We start from the raw sequence: 24,457 nt of genomic DNA, 5'->3' as shown, positions 1-24,457 counted from the left end.
TCAATTAAGCCCCAGAATCAAATTCAACCTATAACCTATCTACTCCAGACTATGGTTTATTTTACCTATAATCCAGAGTTTTCACCTAACACTTTTGACTTTTAATTTATCGTATCATCTCCTTATTATTAAAATTCATAAAATGATTATATCAAAATCTAATAAAAATATGAAACAAAAATATTTATACCTCCTAAAATATATATACCTTGTTATTATCGGCTAAGTTTCTTAAATAATGAACTGTCCGAAAAATCCTAAAATTGCCGAACTAAGTATGCCTAGAATCAGAAATATCCAGACGATCCTCTTTTCTACCATTCCGGCAAGGGCTGTTATCGCGGGTATTGCGGTGACAGGACCCGCAAACATAAAAGCAACAGCCGCGCCGTTTGACATGCCTTTTTCCATTAATCCCTTTAAAACATTTATCACCGATATCCCGTTAACAGGAAGAGGGATACCAATTAATACCGCGTTAAAAATCGATAAAATTCCGGCTTTTTTCCCCAAGACCGCTTCTACCCATTCATAAGGTATGTATACTGCGATTATTGCTTCAACGATTACGGCTAACAGTGAAAATTTTCCAATAAAGATAAAAAGTTCCCTTGCCCTTTTGTAAAAAAAGAGGAGTTTATTGTCCGCCAATTGGGTATCAACCGGAAGCCGTTTTTCTTTGTCGTTTAAACGGTTCAAACAGTTCAAACCGTTTAAACTATCTATTTCTGACCTCTTTTTTATCTGGCACACTCCTTTTTTATTTGTATAAATATTGCTTTTCAGGACGCTTTCCGAAAAGAACTTTCTTTTTTCAAGATACAAAAAAACAAAACCGGACAGGATACCAATAAAAACTGCCCCGAATAGTTTAATATAAGCCATCTTATACCCCAGGCCCCCATAGGTTAAAATAAAAGCATCAGGACTCATGACGGGTGACGTAATTAAAAGGCTTATTGACGCAGACAAGGGAGCACCTATATCCAGAAGGGTTATAAATACCGGAAGTATGCCGCATGAACACATTGGTGAAACTACACCTGCTGTTGTCGCTATAAGGATAGAAATTACAGGAGATTGGTTGAGAAAACTATAAAGCTTCCGGTCAATTTTGTATGTTTTCAGCACTGCCCCCAAAATTACGCTAAAAAAAAAGTATGGGCCCATTATTTTTATTTCCTCAAAAATTACATAAAAAACACTAAAAATATTCTCCATTAAAATAATTCCTCTACCAACCTGTCAATCCCTAATTCAGATAAATTTTTAGGTATGTTGTTGTTTTTAAAAAAATGAGAATTCCCTATTACAAAAATTTTCCTGTCAGTCTCTTTATTTTCCATGGGAAAAATGGATTTAAGACATGTTTTATTGCATTTTTTTATCGAAAAAATAAGATTAAATCTGTTTTTTAAAATAATATAAGGACAGAACCTTGTTACAGTAATATACCCGTAAGGATAGTACAATGATCCGGAAAAACGCTTATTTTCAAACCCGGTTTTAATCCCTTGTGGCAAATTATCCAGTTCTATCCTGTTTATGCCGTTATTTTTATAGAAATCAGCCAAAGTTTCAATCTGCGGATGACAGCTCTGGAAATTTTTTAAAATATTTTTGGTTAAACGTCTTTCATAATTGGCCCGTAATCCCCTGATTTGGCCGTTTAATAAACGGCCAAGGACCGGAATAAAATTGTTTTTTTCCCTTTTAAGCGCCAAAAGGAGCCCGTAATCATTTATTACGACCTCGGAGCCAAAAGGAACAACTTCCAATAAACCCCGGACCCTTGCCAGGGCATCATCCGTCAGCCAGGGGGTTACAAATGTAAATTGCAATTTATTTTTCCTGGCATATTTAATCACTGATTCTAAATCTTCTTTTGTGGGAAGACGAAACGGGCAAAATTCCTCTCCGAAATAAATTCTGGAGAACTTATTCTTTTTCTTAATTTTTTTAAGAATTGAAACATCGTTACAATATACAGCTTTTTCGATTTTTGATATATTTAAAATTTTCATATGGCCAGCTCCGGAAAATAGCAATTTGCTTTTACGCAGCTATGTCCGAAAATATTTTCATATTTTTTTTTGGCTAAAGCGTAAAACATTTCATTTTCAATATTTTTTTTATTTTTTAAATAATCCAAAAGAAATTTAAGAGATTTTACCGTTTTTATTTTTCGTTCATAGCTTGCACCCCGGCCGACTATTTTTAAGCTTTTTATATTGATTTTCTTCAGATAATTTAAGGCGCATAATCCACATGCATCTGTCCGCCTGGTCTGGCTCCAGGCTTTAATCTGTCTTGCAACCTCGTTTTCAAAATTAACTTCTTTATTAAAAGTTATTTTATATTCCTGGTTACAGGGCCAGATACGGTTTGGATTACAATGTTCATAGGTGCAAAAACCTTCCAAATTAAAGCATTTTCCGATAAGTATTAAAACCTCAAATTCAAGAGACGGATTTTCGTTTACTATTTTCTTAATTTCTTTCAAGCTTAAATCACGTGATAAAACAATCCTTTTAATTCCCAATTCACGATAAAATCCGGCAGAGCCGCTGTTCATTACCTGCGCAAGCGTTGAAAGAATAACAGGGATATTATAGTCCTCTTTTTTAAGATAAAGGTTAAATCCCAGGTCGGCGGTAATAATGCCGTCAACATGTATACCCGCAATATATTTTATAAAATTATTCATGAACGGGTATTGACTGGAAAAAAACAGTTTTTGATTTAAAGCAAGATAAAAACGCTTTTTATGAGAATGGATAATTTCAACAATCTTTGAAAGTTCTTTTTCACTTTTTATCTGTGCAGACAGAAAATTTCTCCTGTTGAGAGAACCCGCGGCCCCATATTCCCTGAACCAGGCATAGGGTATAAAACCGCCGTAGAACTCATCAGCTCCCTCCGTAATTAATCCCTCTAACTCATTGATATTATCAATTGGCGCAAGTATTTTCATAAACTTTCCCATCCGTCTATAACAACTTTTTCCCGCAAATAAGGTAAAAAATTAATTATCCCTATTGTTTCCTCCTTCCGGCCGTCAAATATCCCCAGGAGAATTTCAGATTCGTTATCCGACCCCCAATAATTTGATTTCACAGTTATACTTTTTTCCTGCTCCTGGCCCATAATAAAATTATATTTTTTATTGTTGCAGATGTTATTGTTATAAAACCTGGTGTTATTGTCCGACCTCATAACACAAAAAACCCCAAAATCATTCTGTGAAAAATCATTATGCGAAATTTCAGCTTCTGACCGCCTCTCTTCATATCTTAACCCATAAATATTATTACGAAACATATTATTTTTCAGAAGAAGCTTCACAGTTGAATACCGCATGCCTTCTACATTATTTTCGAAAAAACAATGGTCAATATACGCTTCCGAATAATGCACCTGAAGGCCTGTAAAAGCATATTCAAATTTACAATAGGAAAGCCGGCTTTTATCATTAAAAGAAAGATATACAAATTTCCAGTCAGCCGGTTTTTTGTCTTTTTCAAACGATGTAAACACAATTGGAGCTTCCCTTGTACCTTCTGCGATAATTTTCCCCTCAATATTTAATTCGCTGTCTCCTATTTCATCATTATCCAAGTTTACTTTTTTGAACAAAATTTTTGTCCCGGGGAGAATTGTTAAAACTGCCCGTCTTTTGACTGTAACAACCCCGGCAATGTTTATATTGCCTTCCCAAACTATATCCTGTGATATAGATATATTTTCAAATCTGCCATTTTTAACAACAGTTTCCCTAAAATTTGTCTTCTGGCAGCCGATAAGTAGAAGTATAATCAATAAACTTATTTTTATCATGGTTCCGGAATATATTTTAACACAAAAACTTTGTATATTTTAATAAATTTCAGGTATAATTTATTCATGAACAGATATTCAATTTTTTTAACCCTTTTTCTTATATCTTTTACGTGCCTAAGAGCGGAAGAATTCTCAAATGAAAAAAAACTTTTCATTCAAACAGAACAATCCATAAAAAAAGACATCCTTCTCCCTGAAAAATTTCTTACAAATAAAACGTTTGGAAAAAGAATGTTGTATTCCGATGATAAAGATGTTTTTTTGGCCTATCTGTTTCTTTTAAAAAATTTCACAGGAGACGTCAATGGTGAAGTTAAAGTAAAATACGCAGATATCAAAGAATATCTTTGTCCTGATATGACATCCAAAAAAGCCTACGATAAAATAACAAAAATCCTGAATATTCTTTATAAAAAATATGAACTTATTGAATTTGACCCTCATTTTAAAGATAACCCCGGAATAAAATTATTAAGCCTGAAAGAAGACCATTTGCCGTATAAATATCCTAATATTGATTATCTTGTCATTCCCGAAACCCTCTGGATTTTTGGATGGGAGAAAAGGCTTTCATTCACAGGGTTATTCACTTATTTTATCAATCTTATGGAAATAAAACTAATTCCTTTTGATACCCACTGGGAAATAGACCCCGATATGCTTGCCTTGAAATATAATTTAAGTTTGTCCCAAATAAATGAAGGTTTGGAAGAGCTTTTGCAATACAATTTGCTGGAAGCTTTCAGTTCAAAAGAAATAAATATCTTTAATAATAAGCCGAAAATCAAATATAAAGTCCTGGTTTTGTATTCCTGGGAGATTACAGAAACGCAGTGGAAAAACGTTAATACGAATTATAATAAGAAAGATATCGAAAAGGCCGTCAAATATGCAGCAATAATTTATAAAAAATACGACCCTGATACCGTGGAAGAGATACTCAAACTCATGAAAAAATTTCCAGCTAACAAAATCAGAAAAGCATTTAAAATTTTAAGTGAGAAATCCATATCCTCGGAAGAACGGTCGCTGGTTTATCTTTTAAAAATCATTAAAAATATTTAGAGCCTTGGAAGATGTTTATGCTTAACCGGACACCACTTCTATCCTGTTGCGCCCGTTGTTTTTAGCCTTGTATAGCGCATCATCTGCCAATTTTATAACCAATTCTTTTGTAAGTAGTTTCTCCCCCTTAAATGAAGCAATGCCGATACTTATAGTAACCTTGATGCTGTTTCCTTCAAAAACAAAAACCTTGTTCTCAATCAATTTCCTTAATTTCTCACTTACGGTTTCCGCTCCTTCCGCGGTCGTTTCAGGAAGAATTAAAATGAACTCGTCGCCCCCATAGCGTCCTATAGTATCAATCCGGCGGAGATTTTTATAAAATATCTTGCTAAGCTGCTGAAGTATATAATCTCCGGCCTGGTGCCCAAATTTATCATTAATATTTTTAAAAAAATCGACATCTATAATTATGCAGGAAATATTGCCTTCAATACGTTTTGTCCTTTCACATTCTTTTTCCAAAACCTCGCCCAAATAGCGGTAATTAAAAATTTCTGTAAGCCCGTCTGTTATCGAAAGAATGGCCAATTTTTTATTAACATCCTCCAGTTCCAGCATTTTCTTTTTAATCTCATCTTCCAATCTTTCTTTTTCTTTTTTATCCCTGTAGCGGTCCAAGGCCCTTCTTATAACCAGCGGTATAGTCTTAAAATAATCCGGCTCTTTAATTACATAGTCATAAGCCCCTTCTTTCATTGCCTTTACCGCTATCTCCTCATTCCCCGATCCTGTAAGCATAACTAACGGCAGATCAATGTTTTTCTTTTTTAATTGCGACAATAATGTCAGTCCGGTAAAACCGGGCAATTTATAATCGCTTATTATAATATTAAATTCTCCTTTTTGAATCTCTTCAAGGCATTTCTCCACGCTGTCAACTACCTTAACTAAAAAAAATTCAGGTGTTTTTTCTAACGCTCTTTTAACTAAAAAAGCGTGGTCATTATTATCTTCAACAACTAAAACCTTTACTTTTCTTTCTCCCGACATTAGGCAAGCTCCAATTTTTTTTACTATTCTATTTACCTTATTATTATGACTATTGTTTCATCACTGTCCTCTCAAGTAGGTAATTCGCTCACCAGCGCCCAATACATATCAAGATTTTTTATTTTTTTCTGGAATTCATTAAAATCAACGGGTTTGGTAACGTAGCTGTTGGCTCCTTCGCTATAACCTCGGATAATTTCTTCATCCTTATCCGAGGTAGTCAGCATAACAACCGGTATCTTTTTTAATGCGGGGTCGCCCTTTACAGCTTTTAAGACCTCAAATCCGTCGAGCTTGGGCAGTTTAACATCCAAAAGAATCAGGTTTGGCGCCGGGAACTTTTTTGTATCATTAAATTTACCCCTGTGATAAAGATAATCCATGGCCAATTCTCCATCCTCAGCCACATGAATATTGTTCACCACTTTATTATCCTTCAAGGCATGCAAAATCAAAGTAATATGGTCAGGATTATCCTCTACAAGCAAAATTTCGATCAAATTCATTGACATTAAATTTCCTCCTTTAAATTTTATCATTTTTTTCGTTAATATCACAGAGTGATTTATACAAGGTAAAATAAAAAGTTGATCCTTTGCCAAGCTCAGATTCAACCCAGATTTTTCCCTGGTGTCTTTCAACAATTTTCTTGACAATATTCAAACCAACGCCTGTCCCTGAAATACCCGTTCCCTCCACGCGGTAAAAAAGCTTGAATATTTTGGATTGATTCGCCTTTGAGATTCCGATACCATTGTCCTTGATATAAAATTTATAGAAATCCCCGTCCATTTCTCCTCCAATCTCAATATACGGAGCCTTGTCAGTATCTATATATTTTATGGCATTGCCGATAAGATTATTAAATACCTGTATAATTTTTATTTTATCGGCATAAATCTTTTTCAGCCTGGATTTAACGACAAAATTAATCTTCTTTTTTCTGATTTCTTCGCTGAATTGCGAGGAAACAGCTTCTAATATTTCCGATACGTCAACGTCCTGGAAAACAAAATTAATCCTTTCTGCACGGGATAAATCAATCAGATCATGAATTAATTGTTCCATAAACGCCGTATTTTCACTTATCCTCTTCAAATATTTTTTCCCTTCGTCATCTAATCTGTCAGCGTATTCCTCCAAAAGAATTGAAGAGTATCCGCTTATTGAAACCACGGGCGCCCTTAAATCATGAGAAATGGAATAAATAAATTCCCCCAATTCAACATTTTTATCAATGAGTTCCTTTGAAATTGTTTCCAATTCTGATTTATCTACTTTTAATTTATCTCTTTCCTTAATAGCCTGCACCATACTATTAAAGGTCATAGTCAGATTTTCAAGTTCATCCCTCGCATTTGAGGGATGGGCAATAGTAATTTTACTGGATTCAATCGCCCTCATGCCTTCATTAATAATATTTATAACATTCACAAGCCTGGTTAAAAACAATCTCACAAAATAAATAACGACTATCCATGTCATAAATCCGACAATAAAAATAATCATTATTAATTGTTTTACCGGTTTAACAGCCTCGCTTAAATTCTGGCTGATTACAACATACATATTATCACCGATTGAAAATTCCTTTTGGGTAACAGGCGCAGCGGCAAAAATCATTTTCTCTTTGGTCCGGGGACAGTAATCAACAAAAAAATCTTTTTCATGCTTAATTTTGTCTGTTATTTCCTTATTGAATACTTTGACCATGAAACCGTCCCTGCCAAATATGGTTGTACCATCCGAAGAAATAAGTCCCGCCCTGCCCGTCTCACCTATCTTTTCGGAAAAAGCCGGATATATGACCTTTTTAATATCAGAAACCGCTTTTATTATTCCGATTACATTATTATCTTTCTTATCCCTTATTGGAAGGCATATATCCAAAGAATATAAGTTCGCACTGCTGTCAAACCCGATTTTATCAATATAATTTTCACCATTGCCGCTGTTATACGCTTTTTGCCACCATGTCTCATCGGCTTGATAATAATCAGACGTCTTGTTCGTTGCCGCGATAACAACGCCCCTTTTATCTGTAACAAAAATTTCCATATAATTTGCCTGGTAATTTATGTTATCTCTCAGCAAAATACTTAAGGAATTTTTCAAAATATTATCGATAAAATCCTGCGGTAAACTTCCGTTTATCCACTTTGTATCTATATCCTGAATTGCCTTGCTTGTGTTTTCTTGATTTCCGGCGGTATTTTTTTCATTGGCTTTTTGTGTGAAATAAACCAGGAAAGGATTGCAGGCCAGATCTTCCACATGTTCTATATTATTTGCAATAACCAAATGGAAATTATTGGAAAACCGTTCTGAAATCCCCTTTAGATTCGCACCCACCATTTTAGTCAGGATTTTAGCGGAAGAAAAATAAAAGACCAAACTTGGTACCAAAACAGATATGACTCCTACTATTGTAATCTTAAAATATAATTCTTTTTTTAGTCCACTCAGCATTATTATTTAATCGGATTTTTTCTGAAATATCTAAAGTATAAAAATTAGCAGGATTTTAATGGCCAGTTTTTTTCATTGATTCAGGATTGGATTTACAATAATGACAAGCCCTTTAATAATTTCCCCTTCTTTTGTTGTAACTGAATGGTCCGGCGTGTTATCATAAAGGCCATAAAGTTCGCCCGGACGGGGCGAATCACCGAATATCTGCCTGGCTCCCAGATAATATTTCCCGCTGGTTTTTAAACGAATCTCATAGATACCAGACTCATCCGTGACATTAGAAATATATGCCGGCCGTTCATGGCCAATAACAGGCGTTTTATATAAAAAAGCGTATATTCCTTTAACCGGCCGGCCTTTTGAATCAAGGATTTTCCCGCGGATAATTATATTGCCGCTTCCTATTGAAAGGACTTCTTTTCCTATTTCCCCGGCACGGACAATGCATTTTATATTAACCTCACTTGTTACCCCCCACCGGACATCAACCGGGTTTAAATGAAAATATCCCGAATAATCCCCTATCTGGACCGGACCGGAGGGCCCGGGAATGTTTCTTTTTCTTGCGTAAAGATAATATTTGCCTTCCGGTAAATTAGTAAATTTAAATCTTCCATCTTTATCCGTCGGAAGCGATGTCTGGAATCCCATTCCTTTAAAATCTGTTTTGTCCTCAAGATATAAATAAACATACGCATTTTCAAGCGGATTGTCCTGGTATGTGACTCGGCCTTTTAAAACCGTCTCCTCTTTATTGGAATTTTCATAAGCTTTTAAATCGTCAATTTCCGTTTTTATGCAATTCAGGCCGACCCACGAGTATTCATTATTTCTGACCATTATCGGGTTTCCTCCAAAATAGCTGAAATAAATGTTATCTTTTTTAGCCGCGATAAAGTATTTCCCTGCCGGTATTTCAAAATCATAGCGGCCGTTGTCACTGCTTGGGCCGGAAACAAATAAAGGCGGTTTAGTGAAATCCGAATCCTGATAGGCGTAAACGTAAGCGCTTTCCAATAACTGGTCATAATGTACTATACGTCCCTCGATACCTGTTTTCCTGATCTCATCAGGGATTTTTCTTATACAACCTAAAAGATTTGCAGCTAAAATCAAAATAGAAATAAGTTTACCTGTTTTTGCCATTTTTAATCTCCGGATTTCATCCCTTTTTCCCTAGTCACAATGATCGCCCCTTTCCCCTGGACCGGGCACTTATTCTGGCAGATACCGCAGCCGATGCACTTATCCTCAACAACCCTGGGAAGCTTGATAGGATAACCTTCTCTGGTTAATTCTTTGGTCTCTTCAAAAACAATTGCCTTTGGAGATGTGGGACAGTGCTCTTCGCAAACCATGCAATTTGTCCGTCTCGCATACGGAATACACCTGTTTTTATCAAAATGCGCAAGGCCGATTATATTCTTTTTCTTCTCATCCAGAGTTAACTCTTTAATCGCCTGTGTAGGACAAACCTGTCCGCAAAGCGTGCAATTATATTCACAATATCCTAACCTCGGGACAAGCATGGGAGACCATAATCCCTCCAATCCCGCCTCAATTAATGCGGGATGGAGAGCGTTTCCTAAACACACGCGCATGCATTTACCGCATCTTATACAACGATTTAAAAATTCAGTTTCCGTCACGGCCCCGGGCGGGCGGATTAAATAATCATTTCCCGCCTTGAATAATTCATCTTTTTGGAGATAAATGTTTTTTATTATGGGGACGGATAAAACCCCTCCAAAAACAGAAAATAACACGTGACGCCTGGATAAATCGAATTTTTGCCTCGAATTAATATCCGGTGAGAATACGAAATTGACTTCTTCCGCAGGGCATGCGTCCGCGCAGGTAAAGCAGTCAATACATTCGAAGGAGAGGTTGTTTTTAAAATCGTCCCTCACAGCGTTCATTTTACAATTCTTCCCGCACAGCCCGCAGTCATTACAGCCTTCTCCCACAACGCGCCTGAACAATGGAAATCTTGAAACTAAACCAAGCATTGCTCCCAGGGGGCATAAATTCCGGCACCAGAAACGCTTCCCGAAATTTTCCAGGAACAGTATAATAATAAAAAAAACAGTTATAAAAATATTTAAAAGAAAAACAGGTTGCGCATCAAGAAAAACCGATTTTTTAACGGACGCGGGCAGGAAAAAACTCCAGCGTGAAAATAAAAAATTAAAGGCAGGATAAACAGTTATCGTAAAACTTCTTGTGATAAGGCTTATAGGGTCAAGCAGAAAAACAGACTGAATGCTGAAGACCGATGTAACCAAAAGAAAAATTAATATATAATATTTCCAGCGGTATTTTTGATAATTTTGTTTTTCTTTATAAAAAAATCTCTTTTTTCTGAAAAATACAGTTGAAAAAACATCTAAAAATGTCCCTAAGGGGCATACCCATCCGCAAAAAAAACGGCCAAGAATAACAGTTGCAAACAGAATCAAAAATGCCCCACCAAAACCTTCTATAAATTTCCGTACGGAAATCATAGTGCCAAGCGCAATTAAAGGGTCAAGCCGCAAAAAAATATTAACGGGATAACTAAGAATATCCTTTCCCTGATATGTGGTTTCCAGGAAAAGAAACACAAAAAAAACAAAAATAAAAATCTGGACAGCCCTGCGCCGCCATTTCATTGTTTAATATTAATCTCCACTTTTTTCAGATCGCTTTCTCCCAATCCCATTTCTTTCCCAATGGTTATGTATCCTAAATCGCTTCCTTTTATATCAAATAGGGTTGAACCGTATGAATCAACCGCTATAACATCCTGGCTTGCGATTACCTGGTCCGCTTTTTTAGTATCTGAAATATCTCCGCCCTGGGGCCCGTTCCGCCATAGAATCCTGCCCGCATCAAGTATTACTAATTTGGGCCGGATTAAAAAATTCAAATCAGCCAGATTTTGGTCAATATGCTGGTGCATTACACCCCGATCACCTCCCATGACTCCCATCATATTTTTCATTCCCAGGGTAAGTTTAGAAAGGCCGTGATGTTTTGCTTTAGCAAGATTGATGAAAACATCATTTTCCAGTGCTTCCCTGTAAATATTCCACTTCGTAATAAATTTTCCTTCTTTGAATATTTTTTCTATATAATTTTTATTATCAACATGTATCAAATTTACCTGGCTGTTTTTAAAACCTTTAACAACGTCTTCTGCACCGCTGTTTACATAACTTCGCCTCGGATCGTTGCATGGGCGGTCAAAAATAATAACTTTACCCGCACCTGCATTAAGACACATCGCAATAACCTCTTTCAAGACCTCCGGGTGGACATTTGCGGCCAATGCCGGCGGCCTGTCCCATGAAATATTGGGTTTGATGACTACTTTATCCCCTCTTTTTACAAACTTCCCTATTCCTCCAGCCGCTTCTAAAGCCAGGTTTGCAATCTTTCCGTAATTTTCACCTTTCCCGATTCCTATCAAAGATTTTTTAGTATCTTCTCCAATTGCATAAGTCATTAAACCCTTCGGCATTGCGTTAGAAAAGGCTAAAAGGCCGGTAATTTTGACAGCTTTTTCCAAAAAACGTCTGCGTGTTATATTTTTCATAGTTATTTTACTTAAGTTTTAATAATAAGTTACGAATAATATTATATCAAATAATTAATCGACGCTATATAAAATTATAATATAATAAAATGAAATACCAAAAACTGACTGATTTAAAAGGGACCAGAAAAAGGAAAAAACACCATATGGTTTACAACCAGATTTTTGTGATATGGACGTTCTTCCTTTTTCTTCTTTTCAGTTTAATATTCATAAAAGGAGATAAGGGCTACCTTCATTTTAGAAATCTTCGCAAAACTTATGCCAGGTTGAAGGAACAAAACAAAAATATAGAAAATGAAAATAAAAGGCTGCTGGTAGAGATAAAAAATCTCAAAGAGAATCCCGAATATATAGAACGGCTGGCTAGAGAGGAACTGGGACTTGCAGAAAAAGGCGAAATTATATTCCAAATCACACCGCGATAAGATCACTCAAATCATTGAAAAACAGATAGGAAGAAAACCGCGCAACTTATTAAAAGTCATCAAAAAATGCCGTTATAAACTTCCAAGGGTGATTTTAAGCTCTCCGGAGCTTTCTCCCACCATATTCTGGCTTACTTGCCCTCATGAAATTTATTTAATTTCCAGGCTTGAATCGGACGGGTTGATAAAAAAAATAAAAAATAAATTTATAATAAACACCTCCCTAAAAGAAAATATAATAACAATAAATAAAAATTTTGCCGGTTACCGTAAAAAATTTTATCCGCCTGGCTTAAGTATAAAACGTGTTAAATCACTTGAAGGAAAAGGTATAGACGGTATTAAAGATTTGTCATCTCTTAAATGTCTTCACAGCCACTGGGCGTATCATATTGCGGTAAAGAAAAATCCAATCGGAAATATTATAGAAGGATATGTTAAAAAAAACCCGCTATGTAAAAAAAAATGTGTTTATATTACTTGAAGTAAATAATAAAACATATTATAATTGTGTTAAAAACGGAGGGCCACTATGCGTAAAACGAATAAATTTATCTTTATTTGCATGATAAGTGTGTCTCTTGGAATTTCATTTTTCTTTAAAAATATTTCGGCAGTCCATGAAGAGGCAAGCCATGAGAAAAACATAGGCCATAACCCCGATGGCACAATACATGATGCCGCGAATATTAAAGATGGTGGAAAAACGGCTGGAGACATGGAAGGAAGCGCTGAACATGGAGAAATCCACACCTCTTCCCATATCTGGCCTCATTATGGGAAAATGCTCATTTTTGCAAAAATTTTGCTTGCTTTTATGCTCTTCAGTTTCATCGCGCCGCTGGCTCATTATTACATTAAAGGTGAAAAACACCATTAAAGCTTGACAAAATAATATTTTGATGTATAATTAAATCTTTTTAACGATTATCGCGGGGTGGAGCAGCCTGGTAGCTCGTCGGGCTCATAACCCGAAGGCCGCTGGTTCAAATCCAGCCCCCGCAACCATATTTTTCTGCCAAAGGCAGAAAAATCAGAGCAATCGAAAATAGAAAATCGAAAATGGAGAAAAAGAAATCAGCGGTCAGTTTTCGATTCTCAATTTTCGATTTTCTATTTTTGGCGGTGTAGCTCAGTTGGTTAGAGCACTCGGCTCATACCCGTGGTGTCGTAGGTTCAAGTCCTACCACCGCTACCAAAAATTTTCATAATGCGAAAATTTTGTGTAATTAGTAATTTGTATTTTGTAATTTGCGTAACCTTATTCAATTTTACACTGACGGCATGAAAATTTTTCCCAAATTACAAACTACACACACAAACTACATTGTAAATGCCCGAAAAACAACTAATCGAAAAAATTACAACTTCCGGCTTAATTAAAAAAAATGACCGTATTGTAATAGGCTTGTCCGGAGGCCCTGATTCAACCGCGCTGGCCATTCTTTTAAATAAACTTAGAAACAAAAATAATCTTTCCCTTTTTCTGGTCCATATTAATTATCATTTGAGGGGTAAAGATTCAGATAAAGACGAAAATTTCTGCAGGAACATGGCGCGTAAACTTGAACTGCCTTTTTACCTTCTGCCGGTAAACAAAAATATACTTGAAAATTCCAATAACTCATTACAGGATACCGCCAGGGAACTGCGCCTTGAATTTTTTCTGAAAATCGCGCAAAAACACAACGTGAACAAAATCGCTTTAGCGCACCAGGCTGATGACCAGGCGGAAACCGTTTTATTTAATTTTTTAAGAGGAAGCGGCAAGCAGGGCTTATCAGGTATACCTGTAAAAAGGCCATTAACAAAAAAAATAGTTTTGGTCCATCCCATGCTTTCCATTTCACGTAAAGATATTTTAAGTTTTTTAAAAAAAGAAAAGATAACCTTCCGTGTAGACGCCTCTAATAAGAAAATAATTTACATGCGTAATAAGATCAGGCTGAAATTGATTCCTTTTTTAGAAAAATACTATCAGCCGCAGTTAAAAAACCGTTTAAATAATATGTCAAATATCTTATCATTGGAAAATGATTATCTTGAAAATTTGGCCGGAAGGATTGCGAAAAAAATCATTATCAAAAAACCCAAAAAAAATAATAATATTTTAGAGGTCTCCGTTAATAAACTATTAAAACTTCACCCTGCTGTCCAGGCCCGTGTTCTTCAATCCTGCGCGAGGGAATTTACATCAGGACATAATATAGACTTCAATCATATAAAAGCCATACAAAAAATTTTGAGCGGCAAAAATTTAAAAACGAACCTCCCCCGGAAATTAATTGCTAAAAAAATTCGTGAAAAATTATTATTTTATTGTAATAATTAAAAATATCATATATAATTATAAATTTAAATTGTGGTATAATAGTACTGAAAATTAAACATAAAATGAGGTAATTTAATGAATAAATTCTATAAAAATTTAAGTATATGGCTTATCATCATGGCGATAGCTATCTCTGTTTTTTACCTGGGAAATATTGCACAAAAAACACACGATAAAATTAATTACAGCGAATTTTTGAATAAACTGGAAGAAAATAAGATAAAAAATGTGGAAATTCAAGATAAAGATATACAGGGCATGTTCGAGGACAGCACATATTTTGCTACTTTAACGCCTGATGATCCTGAACTGATAAAAATGCTGAGAGAAAAAAAAGTCAACATTACTGTGAAGCCGAATGAATCTAATTCGTGGCTTTTAAATTTTTTATTTTCATGGGCCCCGATGATTTTATTTATAGGTGTTTGGATTTTCCTCATGCGCCAGATGCAGGGACCGGGAACCAAAGCCCTTTCTTTCGGAAAAGCAAGGGTAAAATTACATTCGGAAAAGTCTCCAAAGATTACATTTGCTAATGTGGCGGGATGCGATGAACCAAAACAAGAATTGCAGGAAATAATTGAATTTCTTAAAGATCCTCCGAAATTCCAAAAACTCGGGGGGAAAATTCCCAAAGGTGTTCTATTGTTCGGACCACCGGGAACAGGTAAAACGCTTTTGGCACGCGCTGTGGCCGGCGAAGCGAACACGCCATTTTTCAACATCAGCGGTTCTGATTTTGTTGAGATGTTTGTCGGTGTCGGGGCTTCCCGCGTACGCGATCTTTTTGAACAGGGCAAAAGAAACGCGCCGTGTATTATCTTTATTGACGAAATTGACGCGGTCGGCCGCCAGCGTTTCGCGGGACTTGGGGGAGGTCATGATGAACGTGAACAAACACTTAACCAGCTCCTCGTGGAACTTGATGGTTTTGAATCCAATGAAGGTGTAATAATTATTGCAGCTACAAACCGGCCGGACGTATTAGACCCCGCACTGCTTCGGCCCGGCAGATTTGACAGGCAAATAGTTGTTGACAGGCCTGATATTGTCGGCCGCGAGGGAATTATAAAAGTCCATTCTAAAAATATACCGGTTGACCCTTCAGTAGATATGAAAATTATGGCGCGGCGCACGCCTGGTTTTTCAGGCGCGGATTTGGCAAATATGGTAAATGAGGCCGCGCTTTTGGCCGCGAGAAGAAATAAAAATAAAGTTGAAATGCAGGAATTTGAAGAAGCGATTGAAAGAGTTGTCGCGGGCCCTGAAAGAAAAAGCAGGGTTATAAGCGATAGAGAAAAAAGGATAGTTGCTTTTCATGAATCTGGCCATGCGTTATTAGCTAAGATGATCCCGGGCTCGGATCCTGTCCATAAAATATCAATTATCCCTCGCGGGATAGCGGCCTTAGGCTATACACTACAGCTTCCGACGGAAGACAGGTACCTGATTACAAAGAGTGAAATTATGAATAGAATGATTGTCCTCCTCGGCGGGCGGGTAGCGGAACAAATGATTTTCAATGAAATAACTACAGGGGCCCAAAATGACCTTGAACGCGCGACTGAGGCGGCCCATAAAATGGTATGTGAATATGGAATGAGTGAAAAACTTGGGCCAATCACATTCGGCAAAAAAAATGAACAGATATTTTTAGGCCGCGATATTGTTAAAGATAAAAACTACAGCGAAAAAACTGCTATTGAAATTGACGAAGAAATACGCAAGATAGTCGAAGATTGTTACAGTAAGGCCGAAAAACTTCTTGAAGAAAAAAAAGACAAGCTTAATATTCTTGCTAATATACTTTTGGAAAAAGAAGTATTGGATGCTGAGGATGTAAATGTAATATTAAAAAGCACTCCAGAAGAACTAGAAAAGTATATTGCGGAAACACACGTTAACCATAAAAAAACTAAATCCACAGAAACAAATCCGGTAAACGAAACTAAAGTTTAACAGGCACGATTTATGCAAAATAAAATATTTTCAATCGACAAGAAAAAAATTGAAAATTCTGTAAAGATGCTATTAGAAGCCATTGGAGAAAATCCCAAACGTGAAGGACTTAAAGATACGCCTTTAAGGGTCGCTAGGATGTATGAAGAAATTCTATGCAATATTAATCCCTGTGCAATTGACGAAAACCTTAAAATATTTTCCACGCAAAATGAAGATGAAATGATTTTAGTAAAAGATATACCTTTTTATTCCATTTGTGAGCACCACCTTCTGCCATTTTTCGGCAAAGCGCATGTAGCCTATATCCCAAGTAAAAATAAAATCACAGGATTGAGTAAACTGGTTAGAATCGTTGATTTCTTTTCTAAACGCCCCCAGCTCCAGGAAAAATTAACCACTGAAATAGCCGATTCCCTTATGAAACAACTTTTACCCAAAGGTGTATTGGTAGTAATTGAAGCTGAACATATGTGCATCACGATGCGCGGCATAAAAAAACCCGGGGCCCATACAATTACATCCGCTATACGCGGCATATTCAGAAAACCGGCAACCAGGGCCGAGGCGTTTACATTGATAAAAGGATAGATGTATAATCCACAAGTAATTTCCATAAAAGATTTATCAGAAGCAGGGAAAGAACTGGAAAAGATTGGTGTAGACAGCCGTGCCATAAAAATAATGGCCGGTAAAGCAATTATTTTTCCCTTAAAACTTTTTTCTGTGGATTGTGTCCATGCGAACATCTTAAAACAGGAAATGCTCTCCCTCGGGGGGGAAGCAGCGGTAAGCAAAGAAATTTACGGTTTAAAAAACAAGAAAACTGATGTCCTTATTTTCGGTACATTAAAACAATATAAATATTTGATATGCAAATTGAGTATTCAGCCGTTTGGCGGATTAAAAAAACTTGGGCGGAATTTAAACGAGATATTGAAAAATTATCAAAGTATACCACCCCCGTTAGCCTGTAAATCAAAGACGTTTAGATTTAACAAAAAATGTTATATTATTGGAATTGTCAATGTTACACCTGATTCTTTTTCAGACGGGAATAAATATTTTAACACTGAAACAGCATATGAGCATGCCCTGAGACTTGCAGAAGACGGTGCAGATATAATAGATATAGGAGGCGAATCAACCCGTCCCGGCTCAAACAGGATTTCTGCCGCTGAGGAGAAGAAAAGAATCATTCCCGTTATCAAAAAGCTATCAGGCAAGATCAAAATCCCCATTTCTGTAGATACATGTAAATCAGACGTGGCCCGGCAGGCCATTGAAGAAGGCGCTGAAATAATTAACGATATAAGCGGCCTCCGGTTTGATAAAAAAATGCCTTTAACCGCCGCTAAATACGACGTTCCTGTAATTATCATGCATATTAAAGGAAAACCTGAAAATATGCAGCTAACTCCCTCATATAATAACCTTATTGCTGAAGTAACGGATTATTTGAAAACAAACATTGAACTGGCCGAAAAAGGAGGCGTCAAAAAAGAAAAGATTATTATTGACCCGGGTATCGGATTTGGAAAAACGATCGAACATAACATAGAATTAATAAAAAATCTTAACCATTTTAAAATACTGGGCCGCCCTATTCTGCTTGGAACATCACGTAAATCTTTTATAGGAAAGATATTAAATGCCGATATTGAAAATCGTCTTGAAGGAACAATTGCCTCCTGCATAATAGGCCTGATCCGGGGAGCCAGTTTTTTACGCGTGCATGATGTAAAGGCTGTCAAAAGAGCAATAAATATGGCTGAGGCAATACTAAAATAAATACCTAACCATGAATATTTTAAACATATTTTCCCAAATTCACTTTATTGATATAGTGGATATTATCATTGTTGCATTAATATTTTATTGGCTCTTTAATTTGATTAAAGGAACCAAGGCGGTCCAGATGTCTATTGGATTAGCGATTATTATTATTGCAACTTTTATCTCCCAGCGGTTACAGCTCCAGACTATTACATGGCTTTTAAAAAACCTCTGGACAATATGGATAATAATTTTCATAATTGTATTCCAGACCGAACTTCAAAGCGCCCTGGCGCGCCTTGGAACAGGAAAATTATTTGGTTATTATTTTAGTGACAAAACGTTTTTAATCGATGAAATAATAAAGTCTGTCATTTATCTGACTTCACAAAAATATGGCGCACTTATTGTTATAGAGAGAGATGTGGGCCTTAAAAGCCTGATAGAAACCGGCACGAAAATAAACGCGTATATTTCCTCTGAACTCATAAACACAATATTTACGCCAAATACCCCTCTTCATGACGGGGCTATTATTATCCAGCACAACGACATTGCGTCTGCCGCTTCCATTTTGCCTTTAAGTAAAGACCCTCATATCCCCAAGCAATTTGGAACGCGCCACCGTGCCGCAATCGGCTTGACTGAGGAAACTGACGCGATTGTAATTGTCCTTTCGGAAGAAACCGGGAATATATCCCTTGTTAAAGGCGGGATAATTTCGCAGGGAATAGACACTCTCTCTTTAAAAAAATCGTTAGAAGAGATTTTATTGCCAAAAAGAGAAAGTTTTTCATGGGGCAAAAAGAAAAAATAGTATTTTTTTATGAAAATAAATTATCCTTCTTCTAAAAATTTTATTTTAAAAATTATTTCTTTACTGCTTGCTGTAATTCTATGGGGTTATGTCCAGGCGGAAAGCAGGTCGGAAATAACATTTGACCTTCCTCTGCATATAGCTAAAGCTTCGAATATGGCTATTTTCGGGGACACGCCTGAATATATAAATGTCACTTTTAAAGGGAGAAGAAATGTAATAAACGGCCTCTCCAAGGACCAGTTAAAAGTGGAATTAGACCTTTCTTTCCAGGAATCAAGCAAAATAACCTATCGTTTAACATCAAAAAACATCTCTACTCCCAAAGAAGTAGAAGTTGTAAAGATTGAACCCGATCAAATTACCGTGGACCTCGATTATCCCGTTTCAAAAGAGGTCCCCATAAAAGTGGTCACGACGGGCCATCCCGCCCCTAATTTTATAATTTATGATTTTATTGTTGTTCCTCCGACTGTTATAATTGAAGGCGCGGAGCGTGAATTAAAAATAACGTCCTATATTGAAACCGTCCCAATTATTATAGACGGGATCCGGGGTAATTTCACCCGTGAAATTAATTTGAAATCAGAGAAAAAAATTGAAATAAAAAATATTAATTCTGTAAAAGTTACAGTTGTTTTGTGGAAAGAAAAATTATTTCATAATCATGAAATAACAGTTTTAAATCTAAATAAAAATTTTGAAGCGAGACTGCTGCCGGAAACTATAAATATCACTGTGCAGGGTTTAGAGAATAAGATAGATGTCCTTCAAAAGGAGGATATAAAGATCTCAATAGATTTAGATGAACTTCCACCTGGAACGTATCAAAGAAAGGTCGATATATCACTGCCAGCGGGGATAGAATATATCGATTACAATCCAAAAACCGTCAATGCCACGATAAAGTCAAAGTAGCATGACAGTGCGCTAGTACACCAGAGTGCTCTGGTGCACAAGCGCACTGGCGCTATAAAGCACCAATGCGTTTTTTACACTGAAAACAAACTATTTACCGGTGAGTATTTCCTCTGCTTCTTTTCTATAAGAGTCCATAATATAAGTAATACCAGTTACTTTTTTACATTCCTCTGTCAGGGACATTAATTCATTTCTTGTAATTGATGCAACGTCAAAACATCTGGCACCTGCCATTAACTGCTGTAATCCAACTTTAATCTTCTGCGAATAACTGTAAATACCTATCGCGCCTAAAGGTATTTTATCAATTTCTTTTTCACCAACAAGTTTCTTAACTTCTTCATAACAAACAAAGATTTTCTCCCTGGTTGTGCCAAATTTACTTACAGTGTTAGGCAAATTATTCTCCTTCAGCCACATATCAATATTTTTGCCGACCATACCAGGTATCATTAAAGCGCGTCCCATGCAAACTGCTTTTGTAAAAGGCGCACCCAGTGCCAGTGCCTTAAATACACCGTCTTCACTGCTGAAACCTCCTGCAAAAGCTATATCAGGGGCCCTGGTTTTTTTAGACGAAAGCTTATTGCAGAATTCATAAGCCGCGGAATGAAGATAAAGACTCGGCATACCCCATTCTTCCATCATACGCCATGGACTCATTCCTGTTCCGCCCGGCGCGCCATCGATTGTTAAAAGGTCAATCTTTGCCTTTGAACCCCATTTAATCGCCATTGCAAGTTCCCGTAGACCGTATGCTCCGGTTTTAAGCGTGATACGTTTAAAACCGAGTTTTCTAAGCCTGTTTATTTCATCATAAAAACCATCTTCATCAATAAAACCAAGCCTGCTGTGCCGTTCAAATTCTTTTATAGCCCCGTCTTTAAAAGCCGCCTTATTAACAGGGTCTGACGGGTCAGGTGTTACAATATAACCCCGCCTTTGAAGCTCAAGGGCACGATCAAGCGAGTTGACTTTGATCTCTCCGCCTATGCATTTGGCACCTTGTCCCCATTTTAATTCAATAGTGTCAATTTTATGTTTGTCAATGATATATTCCGCCACACCAAGCCTTGTATCTTCTACATTCATCTGGACCAATATCTCACCCATGCCTTTATGATACCTCCGGTACATTTCAATCCTTCTGTCCATGTCAGGGGCTTTTACAACTTTTTTATTTTTATCCAATTCTAATGCGGGGTCTATTCCACAAACATTTTCACCGCAGACAAGTGTAACACCGGAAATCGCCGTTCCAACCGCAAAATGCTCCCAATTTTTTCTTGCAATTTCAGTTGAACCGAGGGCCCCGGTAAAAATTGGAATACTCATCTTTACCTTTTTATCCCACCCATATTCTGTCTCAGTATTAACATTTGGGAACCTTGCAGTATCAGGGTCTCCTTTGACCCCTTTCGGCAGCCCTTTGCACCCCAAAGCATACCCGTGAATATTTAAGTGAGAATAATCAACAGGATAATCTTTATCACCTCCCGCTGTTATTTCCCCAAAAGGTCCCGGATAAATCAATTCCCTGCCTCTGAAGGTTGCCTTAAAAACTTCACAATTCCCGCGGCAGCCATCAACACACCGGGTACACAAACCGCTCATCGGCACAACACTTTTGGAACGATTTGACGTCCTTGTCGCATCATTTGCATTCGGTCCTTGTAGATTCATTTTGTTTAAAATTCCTCCTTTTGAAATCAATCACCAGACAGGCTTCATTGCCATTTCAGGAAAAGAAACGACTCTGTTCCATTTCCCGAAATCCCTGATAATTGATTTGTTTTTTAAATATAATGATTAATTATTAGGCAAAATTATACTATAAATTATACTATTTTTGGATATTATATGTGTAATTATAATAAAAAGCTATAATTATTTAAAATTATTTTAAAAGTGTTTGATTTTCTGTTATAATAAATTATTTAGTTCATCTTGCGAAATAGAAATGTCGGGGGACATTTAACGGAAAGCACGGAAAGGAAGGAACGGGTGAAAAATTTGTTTGGAACAGACGGCATAAGAGGTAAAGCCAATGAATTTCCTTTAATACCGGAATTTGTGTTCAAAATCGGCCAAAGCATAGGCTGGTGCCTTACTAAAGGTAAAAAGGGGGTTATAGCAATAGGCAAAGATACGCGAATCTCCTGCGATATGCTGGAATCCGCTTTAAGCGCCGGTATTAATTTCGCCGGGGTGGACATCCTTCCCCTTGGTGTCATCCCGACACCGGCAGTCGCTTATCTGACAAAAATTTATAAAGCAAATGCCGGGATAGTCATATCCGCCTCACATAACACTTACGAAGACAATGGAATTAAAGTTTTTAATTCGGATGGGTTCAAATTAAGCGATGAGCAAGAAGAAGAAATAGAGAAAAATACTGGTGAAGTAAAATTCACCCCCTCTCCTTCCGCTCTCGGCCGGACGTTGCCTCATCATAAAGATAAAGACGACTATATAAAATATTTAATTTCAACTATCCCCTCCGGTTACGACCTGTCACAATTCAAAATTGTTATCGATACCAGTAACGGCGCTCTTTTTAACATAGCACCCAGGCTGTTTAAAAAATTAAAGGCAAAAGTAAAAAATTATCATATTTTGCCCGATGGGACAAATATTAACCATAACTGCGGGTCACTGCATCCCGAAAATATAACCAGGAAAGTTGTTAAGGCCAAAGCCGATCTGGGATTGTGTTTTGACGGTGACGGGGACCGCGTAATCGCAATCGATGAAACCGGACAAATTGTCGACGGCGACAGGATAATGGCCGTCTGGGCTTCATATCTGAAATCTAAAAATAGATTAAAAAACAATGTCCTTGTTTCAACTATAATGAGTAACCTGGGCCTTGAAAAATATATGAAAAATTCCGGCATAGAATTTATCAGGGTGAAAGTCGGGGACCGGTATGTTCTTGAGGAAATGAAAAAAAGAAACGCTGTTTTGGGCGGGGAGCAATCAGGCCATATTATCAATCTCGATTACCAGACAACCGGGGATGGCCTGCTGACCGCGCTTCATCTTGCCTGCATCATGAAAGAGACCGGTGAAAAATTGTCCGGATTAAAAGACAAATTTGAAAACTACCCGCAGATACTGGTAAACGTCCCTGTTAAAGAAAGAAAGGATTTTTTAACAATTCCAGAAATAAAAAAATCAATCGAAGAGGTTGAAAAGGAATTAAATGACAAAGGACGGCTTTCAGTCCGGTATTCAGGGACGGAACTCCTCGCCCGCGTCATGATTGAAGGCCAGAACCAGGAGCACATCCAGAAACTGGCAAACAAAATTGCGTTTGCGTTCAAAGAAAATTTGGGATAGACAACACAAAATTTGATAAGCCCGCTTAAAAGTCAAGCCGCGATTATAATGGCTGCCACTTTCTTCATCAATTTATTACAATTAAATATAATAAATTTGCATTAAAAATAATTTTGATATAAAATACAAATCAAAAGTGCTTTTTACTGGAAATATATACATATTTTTAACTTTAATAAGATAAAAACATAAAATGGTAAAATTAGGCGTAAACATAGACCACATCGCAACCCTGCGCCAGGCGCGGGGTGGGAATGATCCCGACCCTGTCGCGGGGGCCGTAATCTGTGAACTCGCGGGAGCTGACGGGATTACAGTGCATCTTCGCGAAGACCGGCGGCATATCCAGTACCGGGACATAAAGCTTCTGCGCGAAACAGTGAAAACAAAATTGAACCTTGAGATGGCGGTTTCAGATGAAATTATTAAAATCGCGCTTGCTATAAAACCCGAACAATGCACGCTTGTCCCTGAAAAAAGGCAGGAAATAACCACGGAAGGCGGGCTTGACTGCGTTAAAAATTTCGTCAAAATACGCGAAGCCGTAAAAAAACTCTCTGAGGGGAACATAATCGTGAGCCTTTTTATTGACCCCGATATTGAACAGATAACAAAAGCAGGAAAAACCGGCGCTGAATTTATTGAACTTCACACGGGAAATTACGCCAACGCTAAAAACGAAAAAGATATTTTAACTGAACTCAAAAAGTTAAAGGATTGCACTATGTTCGCGAAAAAGTCGGGCCTTCGCGTGAACGCCGGGCACGGCCTTAATTATGTAAATGTTCAGAATGTGGCCCGAATTCCCGATATTGAAGAATTGAATATCGGGCACAGTATTATTTCGAGAGCGGTATTTGTAGGTCTGGAAAAAGCTGTGAAGGAAATGGTCAATATTTTACAAATGTCAAATTTGAAAAATTAAAAGTTTTAAA

Annotated in this window: 23 protein-coding genes and 2 tRNA genes; 14 read left to right on the top strand and 11 right to left on the bottom strand. The window is 37.0% G+C overall.

All coding sequences use genetic code 11. The annotated features are described in order from the left end of the window. Positions 1 to 231: 231 nt before the first annotated feature. The 4 genes from AB1498_11085 to AB1498_11070 are packed head-to-tail and all read right to left on the bottom strand — an operon-like array spanning position 232 to position 3,837. On the bottom strand, positions 232 to 1,221 hold the full coding sequence (locus AB1498_11085; protein ID MEW6088832.1) for a permease: 990 nt from the start codon (positions 1,219 to 1,221) through the stop codon (positions 232 to 234). Further along, positions 1,221 to 2,024, bottom strand: coding sequence for a hypothetical protein (locus AB1498_11080; protein ID MEW6088831.1), 804 nt, complete (start codon positions 2,022 to 2,024; stop codon positions 1,221 to 1,223). Before AB1498_11080 ends, AB1498_11085 begins: the two co-directional genes overlap by 1 nt. Further along, a complete protein-coding gene (locus AB1498_11075) occupies positions 2,021 to 2,974 on the bottom strand; it encodes a U32 family peptidase (GenBank protein MEW6088830.1) in 954 nt (317 codons plus the stop codon). The genes AB1498_11080 and AB1498_11075 overlap by 4 nt, the downstream gene beginning before the upstream one ends. Beyond that, positions 2,971 to 3,837 (bottom strand): right-handed parallel beta-helix repeat-containing protein, encoded by an 867-nt coding sequence (locus AB1498_11070; GenBank protein ID MEW6088829.1) that lies wholly within the window; start codon positions 3,835 to 3,837, stop codon positions 2,971 to 2,973. The genes AB1498_11075 and AB1498_11070 overlap by 4 nt, the downstream gene beginning before the upstream one ends. Positions 3,838 to 3,903: 66 nt before the next feature. Here AB1498_11070 and AB1498_11065 point away from each other — a divergent pair, with 66 nt between their 5' ends. After that, entirely contained in the window at positions 3,904 to 4,905 is a 1,002-nt protein-coding gene (locus AB1498_11065) for a hypothetical protein (protein MEW6088828.1), read from the top strand. Between the two features lie 21 nt (positions 4,906 to 4,926). Here AB1498_11065 and AB1498_11060 read toward each other — a convergent pair whose 3' ends face one another. From AB1498_11060 to AB1498_11035, 6 genes are all read right to left on the bottom strand, one after another. Continuing rightward, entirely contained in the window at positions 4,927 to 5,898 is a 972-nt protein-coding gene (locus AB1498_11060) for a diguanylate cyclase (GenBank protein ID MEW6088827.1), read from the bottom strand. A 71-nt stretch (positions 5,899 to 5,969) separates the two neighbouring features. Beyond that, on the bottom strand, positions 5,970 to 6,404 hold the full coding sequence (locus tag AB1498_11055; GenBank protein MEW6088826.1) for a response regulator: 435 nt from the start codon (positions 6,402 to 6,404) through the stop codon (positions 5,970 to 5,972). 19 nt (positions 6,405 to 6,423) lie between these two features. Beyond that, positions 6,424 to 8,304 carry a sensor histidine kinase gene (locus tag AB1498_11050; protein ID MEW6088825.1) on the bottom strand — a complete coding sequence of 627 codons (1,881 nt, stop codon included), beginning with the start codon at positions 8,302 to 8,304 and terminating at the stop codon, positions 6,424 to 6,426. Positions 8,305 to 8,439: 135 nt separating this feature from the next. Further along, positions 8,440 to 9,516 carry a carboxypeptidase-like regulatory domain-containing protein gene (locus AB1498_11045; protein ID MEW6088824.1) on the bottom strand — a complete coding sequence of 359 codons (1,077 nt, stop codon included), beginning with the start codon at positions 9,514 to 9,516 and terminating at the stop codon, positions 8,440 to 8,442. Between the two features lie 2 nt (positions 9,517 to 9,518). Beyond that, entirely contained in the window at positions 9,519 to 11,021 is a 1,503-nt protein-coding gene (locus AB1498_11040) for a 4Fe-4S binding protein (GenBank protein MEW6088823.1), read from the bottom strand. Then, a complete protein-coding gene (locus tag AB1498_11035) occupies positions 11,018 to 11,947 on the bottom strand; it encodes a DUF362 domain-containing protein (protein MEW6088822.1) in 930 nt (309 codons plus the stop codon). The genes AB1498_11040 and AB1498_11035 overlap by 4 nt, the downstream gene beginning before the upstream one ends. Positions 11,948 to 12,036: 89 nt before the next feature. Between AB1498_11035 and AB1498_11030 the strand changes: the two genes are divergently transcribed. From AB1498_11030 to AB1498_10980, 11 genes are all read left to right on the top strand, one after another. Continuing rightward, entirely contained in the window at positions 12,037 to 12,375 is a 339-nt protein-coding gene (locus AB1498_11030) for a septum formation initiator family protein (protein ID MEW6088821.1), read from the top strand. Beyond that, complete coding sequence (locus AB1498_11025; GenBank protein ID MEW6088820.1) at positions 12,332 to 12,859, top strand: DUF501 domain-containing protein; 528 nt, start codon at positions 12,332 to 12,334, stop codon at positions 12,857 to 12,859. The genes AB1498_11030 and AB1498_11025 overlap by 44 nt, the downstream gene beginning before the upstream one ends. A gap of 48 nt (positions 12,860 to 12,907) precedes the next feature. After that, complete coding sequence (locus tag AB1498_11020) at positions 12,908 to 13,255, top strand: hypothetical protein (GenBank protein MEW6088819.1); 348 nt, start codon at positions 12,908 to 12,910, stop codon at positions 13,253 to 13,255. 51 nt (positions 13,256 to 13,306) lie between these two features. After that, positions 13,307 to 13,383, top strand: a tRNA-Met gene (locus tag AB1498_11015). Positions 13,384 to 13,496: 113 nt separating this feature from the next. Beyond that, positions 13,497 to 13,573 (top strand) — tRNA-Met (locus AB1498_11010). Positions 13,574 to 13,708: 135 nt separating this feature from the next. Continuing rightward, positions 13,709 to 14,707 carry a tRNA lysidine(34) synthetase TilS gene (gene tilS / locus AB1498_11005; protein MEW6088818.1) on the top strand — a complete coding sequence of 333 codons (999 nt, stop codon included), beginning with the start codon at positions 13,709 to 13,711 and terminating at the stop codon, positions 14,705 to 14,707. Between the two features lie 75 nt (positions 14,708 to 14,782). Then, on the top strand, positions 14,783 to 16,666 hold the full coding sequence (gene ftsH / locus AB1498_11000) for an ATP-dependent zinc metalloprotease FtsH (GenBank protein ID MEW6088817.1): 1,884 nt from the start codon (positions 14,783 to 14,785) through the stop codon (positions 16,664 to 16,666). 12 nt (positions 16,667 to 16,678) lie between these two features. Next, complete coding sequence (gene folE / locus AB1498_10995; GenBank protein ID MEW6088816.1) at positions 16,679 to 17,257, top strand: GTP cyclohydrolase I FolE; 579 nt, start codon at positions 16,679 to 16,681, stop codon at positions 17,255 to 17,257. Continuing rightward, the gene (folP, locus tag AB1498_10990; GenBank protein ID MEW6088815.1) at positions 17,258 to 18,457 is read left to right on the top strand and encodes a dihydropteroate synthase; all 1,200 of its coding nucleotides are present in this window, start codon (positions 17,258 to 17,260) and stop codon (positions 18,455 to 18,457) included. It begins immediately after the preceding gene. Between the two features lie 10 nt (positions 18,458 to 18,467). Continuing rightward, positions 18,468 to 19,259, top strand: coding sequence for a diadenylate cyclase CdaA (gene cdaA / locus AB1498_10985; GenBank protein ID MEW6088814.1), 792 nt, complete (start codon positions 18,468 to 18,470; stop codon positions 19,257 to 19,259). 9 nt (positions 19,260 to 19,268) lie between these two features. After that, on the top strand, positions 19,269 to 20,177 hold the full coding sequence (locus tag AB1498_10980; GenBank protein ID MEW6088813.1) for a CdaR family protein: 909 nt from the start codon (positions 19,269 to 19,271) through the stop codon (positions 20,175 to 20,177). 90 nt (positions 20,178 to 20,267) lie between these two features. On the opposite strand, the gene AB1498_10975 is transcribed toward AB1498_10980, so the two are convergent. Continuing rightward, positions 20,268 to 21,863: an FMN-binding glutamate synthase family protein gene (locus AB1498_10975; protein MEW6088812.1), complete on the bottom strand. Its 1,596-nt coding sequence runs from the start codon at positions 21,861 to 21,863 to the stop codon at positions 20,268 to 20,270. Between the two features lie 321 nt (positions 21,864 to 22,184). Here AB1498_10975 and glmM point away from each other — a divergent pair, with 321 nt between their 5' ends. Beyond that, a complete protein-coding gene (gene glmM / locus AB1498_10970; protein MEW6088811.1) occupies positions 22,185 to 23,522 on the top strand; it encodes a phosphoglucosamine mutase in 1,338 nt (445 codons plus the stop codon). A gap of 193 nt (positions 23,523 to 23,715) precedes the next feature. Further along, positions 23,716 to 24,447, top strand: a complete 732-nt coding sequence (locus AB1498_10965; GenBank protein MEW6088810.1) for a pyridoxine 5'-phosphate synthase — start codon at positions 23,716 to 23,718, stop codon at positions 24,445 to 24,447. The last annotated feature ends 10 nt before the right edge of the window (positions 24,448 to 24,457 follow it).

This window comes from bacterium (assembly GCA_040754625.1).
In the GTDB taxonomy this organism is placed as follows: Bacteria; JACRDZ01; JAQUKH01; order JAQUKH01; family JAQUKH01; genus JAQUKH01.
This window is presented reverse-complemented; position numbering and strand designations above follow the sequence as displayed.

Excerpts from the sequence above, each read along its gene's own strand:
- AB1498_11085 (MEW6088832.1), bottom strand. The coding sequence starts at position 1,221 with ATGGAGAATATTTTTAGTGTTTTTTATGTAATTTTTGAGGAAATAAAA.
- AB1498_11080 (MEW6088831.1), bottom strand. The coding sequence starts at position 2,024 with ATGAAAATTTTAAATATATCAAAAATCGAAAAAGCTGTATATTGTAAC.
- AB1498_11075 (MEW6088830.1), bottom strand. The coding sequence starts at position 2,974 with ATGAAAATACTTGCGCCAATTGATAATATCAATGAGTTAGAGGGATTA.
- AB1498_11070 (MEW6088829.1), bottom strand. The coding sequence starts at position 3,837 with ATGATAAAAATAAGTTTATTGATTATACTTCTACTTATCGGCTGCCAG.
- AB1498_11065 (MEW6088828.1), top strand. The coding sequence starts at position 3,904 with ATGAACAGATATTCAATTTTTTTAACCCTTTTTCTTATATCTTTTACG.
- AB1498_11060 (MEW6088827.1), bottom strand. The coding sequence starts at position 5,898 with ATGTCGGGAGAAAGAAAAGTAAAGGTTTTAGTTGTTGAAGATAATAAT.
- AB1498_11055 (MEW6088826.1), bottom strand. The coding sequence starts at position 6,404 with ATGAATTTGATCGAAATTTTGCTTGTAGAGGATAATCCTGACCATATT.
- AB1498_11045 (MEW6088824.1), bottom strand. The coding sequence starts at position 9,516 with ATGGCAAAAACAGGTAAACTTATTTCTATTTTGATTTTAGCTGCAAAT.
- AB1498_11040 (MEW6088823.1), bottom strand. The coding sequence starts at position 11,021 with ATGAAATGGCGGCGCAGGGCTGTCCAGATTTTTATTTTTGTTTTTTTT.
- AB1498_11035 (MEW6088822.1), bottom strand. The coding sequence starts at position 11,947 with ATGAAAAATATAACACGCAGACGTTTTTTGGAAAAAGCTGTCAAAATT.
- AB1498_11030 (MEW6088821.1), top strand. The coding sequence starts at position 12,037 with ATGAAATACCAAAAACTGACTGATTTAAAAGGGACCAGAAAAAGGAAA.
- AB1498_11020 (MEW6088819.1), top strand. The coding sequence starts at position 12,908 with ATGCGTAAAACGAATAAATTTATCTTTATTTGCATGATAAGTGTGTCT.
- tilS (MEW6088818.1), top strand. The coding sequence starts at position 13,709 with ATGCCCGAAAAACAACTAATCGAAAAAATTACAACTTCCGGCTTAATT.
- ftsH (MEW6088817.1), top strand. The coding sequence starts at position 14,783 with ATGAATAAATTCTATAAAAATTTAAGTATATGGCTTATCATCATGGCG.
- folE (MEW6088816.1), top strand. The coding sequence starts at position 16,679 with ATGCAAAATAAAATATTTTCAATCGACAAGAAAAAAATTGAAAATTCT.
- folP (MEW6088815.1), top strand. The coding sequence starts at position 17,258 with ATGTATAATCCACAAGTAATTTCCATAAAAGATTTATCAGAAGCAGGG.
- cdaA (MEW6088814.1), top strand. The coding sequence starts at position 18,468 with ATGAATATTTTAAACATATTTTCCCAAATTCACTTTATTGATATAGTG.
- AB1498_10980 (MEW6088813.1), top strand. The coding sequence starts at position 19,269 with ATGAAAATAAATTATCCTTCTTCTAAAAATTTTATTTTAAAAATTATT.
- AB1498_10975 (MEW6088812.1), bottom strand. The coding sequence starts at position 21,863 with ATGAATCTACAAGGACCGAATGCAAATGATGCGACAAGGACGTCAAAT.
- AB1498_10965 (MEW6088810.1), top strand. The coding sequence starts at position 23,716 with ATGGTAAAATTAGGCGTAAACATAGACCACATCGCAACCCTGCGCCAG.